The 2,664-nt window shown below is 59.6% G+C and carries 5 protein-coding genes and 1 pseudogene; 5 read left to right on the forward strand and 1 reads right to left on the reverse strand.

Features of this window, described 5'->3' with window-relative positions:
- Positions 1-98, forward strand: a 98-nt coding sequence (locus BSG20_RS38290) for a cytochrome P450 (protein ID WP_244551852.1), incomplete at its 5' end; no start/stop codon positions are given.
- 178 nt (positions 99-276) lie between these two features.
- On the opposite strand, the gene BSG20_RS36940 is transcribed toward BSG20_RS38290, so the two are convergent.
- Positions 277-444, reverse strand: coding sequence for a hypothetical protein (locus BSG20_RS36940; RefSeq protein ID WP_167371670.1), 168 nt, complete (start codon positions 442-444; stop codon positions 277-279).
- 207 nt (positions 445-651) lie between these two features.
- On the opposite strand from BSG20_RS36940, the gene BSG20_RS34990 reads away from it, so the two are divergent.
- The 4 genes and pseudogenes from BSG20_RS34990 to BSG20_RS38295 form a co-directional block, all read left to right on the forward strand.
- The gene (locus BSG20_RS34990; protein WP_072382404.1) at positions 652-954 is read left to right on the forward strand and encodes a type II toxin-antitoxin system TacA family antitoxin; all 303 of its coding nucleotides are present in this window, start codon (positions 652-654) and stop codon (positions 952-954) included.
- Between the two features lie 3 nt (positions 955-957).
- Positions 958-1,470 carry a GNAT family N-acetyltransferase gene (locus BSG20_RS34995; protein WP_072382401.1) on the forward strand — a complete coding sequence of 171 codons (513 nt, stop codon included), beginning with the start codon at positions 958-960 and terminating at the stop codon, positions 1,468-1,470.
- Positions 1,471-1,490: 20 nt separating this feature from the next.
- On the forward strand, positions 1,491-1,676 hold the full coding sequence (locus BSG20_RS35000; protein ID WP_072382398.1) for a hypothetical protein: 186 nt from the start codon (positions 1,491-1,493) through the stop codon (positions 1,674-1,676).
- Positions 1,677-1,726: 50 nt separating this feature from the next.
- A pseudogene (locus BSG20_RS38295) lies at positions 1,727-2,021 on the forward strand (coproporphyrinogen III oxidase); the annotation flags it as partial.
- Positions 2,022-2,664: the final 643 nt, after the last annotated feature.

A 2,664-nucleotide genomic window follows, 5' to 3' on the forward strand; every position in this document is an offset into this window, starting at 1 on the left:
CGCGGATCCCCACCTTTCGGATCAAGGAAGGTACGGCGCCCATTACTCATGGGGGCCATGTATTCGGAGTTCAAAATTTGATTCTGACCTGGTCCTGACCGCCTCGGCGGCTGTAGCGAAAAACAAGGGCCCTCAGCCGCACCGCACTGTGGGCTTTAAACAGGAGCGAACGGATGACAGGGGCTCTCAGCGCAATGTCCCCAATCAGTGGGCATTCTCCTACAGCATGCCATAAATTGTAGCTATGCGGATCAATGCGTTTCGCCTTGACATCGATCAGCTGACTTTCCACCCCGCGATCGGCGCGGTCAGGAAGGTCCCCGGCTCGAACAGCGACAGGTAGCGCTCGTCGACCGGCCGCGAGAACCACTCCGAGGACACGCTGCCGGTCCGATCGCCGCGGCGGCCGCCGTTGGGGTCGCTGCTGGTATCCTGAACGTGCATGCTTATGAGATCAATCGTCTACGACGGGTGCCGGCAGCCTCTCTTCCAAAACGAAGACGAACCTTTTCGGGGTTGCATGCTCCCAGTAGAAGAGCTCAGCTGAGACCTGCAGCCGGGCGTTGTGGAAGACTCTCCTCTAACGGGCGACGGCAATTTCATTGACTTTTCCGGCCATTGGCCGTACATGAAGGGCCAAGGAGAATGATGATGGCCCAAACTACAATACATCCGCCGCGCGGCCGGGTCCGTGGCGAGCGTCTAGAGACGCGCGTTACGGCCGACCAGAAAAATCTTATTGAGCGCGCCGCGGCCCTCCAGGGCCGGACGGTGACCGATTTCGTATTGACCAGCGTCCAGGAGGCCGCCCACCGGGCGATCGAGGAGCATCAACGTCTGGACCTGTCGGTCCGTGATAGCGAGACCTTCGTCGAGGCGTTGCTCAATCCGCAACCGGTAAACGCCCGTCTGCACGACACCGTGCGCCGCTATCGCCAGGCGACTGGCGTCTGACGGGTGGGGAACGACATCGAAGAAACACTGCGGGTAGAAATTCTCGGCTCGCAGCACGACAGGTCGTTATTCGACAGCGGCGTAGAGCCGCTCGATCGGTATTTTCGCGTTCAGGCAGGTCAGGACGCGCGCAAGAACATGGCGGCTCCCTTCGTGCTGGTTCTGGCGGATGGGACGGTGGCTGGCTACTACACCCTTTCATCGACGGCAGTGAATCTCGGGGACCTGCCGGAAAAGACAGTGCGGAAACTTCCGCGCTACCCGCTCGTTCCGGCAACCCTTCTCGGCCGCCTGGCGGTCGATCGGCACCATCAAGGCAAGGGGTACGGCCGGTTTATGCTTGCGGACGCCCTTTTTCGGGCGGTCGAAAGCGAGATCGCCTCCTTCGCTGTGATCGTTGACGCCAAGGATGACAATGCGCGCCGATTCTACGAGCGCGAAAGCTTTTTGCCGTTTCCTGACCAGCCGATGAAGCTGTTTCGGCCGATGGTGGATATCGAACAACTCTTCAAATAAGAAAGAGAGCCCGAGGAAGGATGGCATGCTGGAAAGGTTGCAGGGCGGCGAAGGAAAACATCAGACTTTTTGCGGCGGCCAAGACCTGGCGGCGCTGTGCCGACGAGATCGATGGGACAACGGGAGAGGCCAAGGAGCGCGGCAATGCAAATCTCGACAGCAATCCCAGCCTTGCTGAGGCGGCCAAACGGGTGCCTAGTGCGTGATCTGTCACCCGCGAGCTGGTAGAGCCCGCGACCGAGTCTCGTCACGACGTGTCCGTCGCGCAAGCCTCGGCGTCCAGAGTTTCGATCCGGTGGTCCAGGCGGCCATCAACCGCAACCAGACTTTCGAGCAGAAGGAGACCGCCGTTTGCGGAAAGGCCGGCATCGGCAGCATCAACTTCGACCTGATCTATGGCTTGCCGATATCAGACTGTCGCATCCTGTATCGATACCATGCAGACTGCCGTCCGGTTGCGCCCCTACGGCTATGCACACCTCCCGGACTTCAAAAAACACCAGCACCTGATCGATGAGGCGGCCTTGCCGAATGCAGAAGAGCGCAACGCCTAGGCCAAGGCGCTCGCAAAAGACTGTGCGCAGGGATCTCACGTTTATTATCAGGGCAGTGGCGACAGTTTTTGACGCCTATGTCGGCGCATCCGGCCGTACCCATAGGAAAGCAGCTTGAAGGGGTGGAGAGACCGAGGCCGCCCCAGTCGGTCGGGTCTCTCCTTCGGGGGCTGGCACCCCTCAGCAAACCAGCCCGCGATAAATGGCCGGCAAAGCGGCCGGCAGCTTGGTGATGTCGGAAACGAGAGCGAATCCGCCTCTTCCGTAAATGGCGGGAAGATAATCCTGGGCATTGCGGTCAATCGTCACCGCGAAAACAGAAAGCCCAATGCGCGCGCTTCGCCGACAGCGCGCCGGCTGTCTTCCATAATGTCCGACATCGTTGGGTTTGCCGTCCGTGAGTGTAAAGCAGCAGCAGCGACGACCTCGAAGAAAGGCGCCGGCGTCTCGTAATCGCTCGACGTCTTGCTTGCGGTGGGTATATCAATTAATAAATCGGCGGCACCGTGGTATCGGCGGCAAGCTCGCTGGCGAAAACACACGGAGGCGGGCATCGTCAACTTAACGGAATGTGGAATTCGATGTGCGATGAAGGTTCATGACAGACCGTGATCCACTCTATCGTCGACATCGCTTTCGC

The sequence above is a fragment of the Rhizobium tibeticum genome (assembly GCF_900110205.1).
Taxonomy (GTDB): domain Bacteria; phylum Pseudomonadota; class Alphaproteobacteria; order Rhizobiales; family Rhizobiaceae; genus Rhizobium; species Rhizobium tibeticum.

Excerpts from the sequence above, each read along its gene's own strand:
- BSG20_RS36940 (WP_167371670.1), bottom strand. The coding sequence starts at position 444 with ATGCACGTTCAGGATACCAGCAGCGACCCCAACGGCGGCCGCCGCGGC.
- BSG20_RS34990 (WP_072382404.1), top strand. The coding sequence starts at position 652 with ATGGCCCAAACTACAATACATCCGCCGCGCGGCCGGGTCCGTGGCGAG.
- BSG20_RS35000 (WP_072382398.1), top strand. The coding sequence starts at position 1,491 with ATGGCATGCTGGAAAGGTTGCAGGGCGGCGAAGGAAAACATCAGACTT.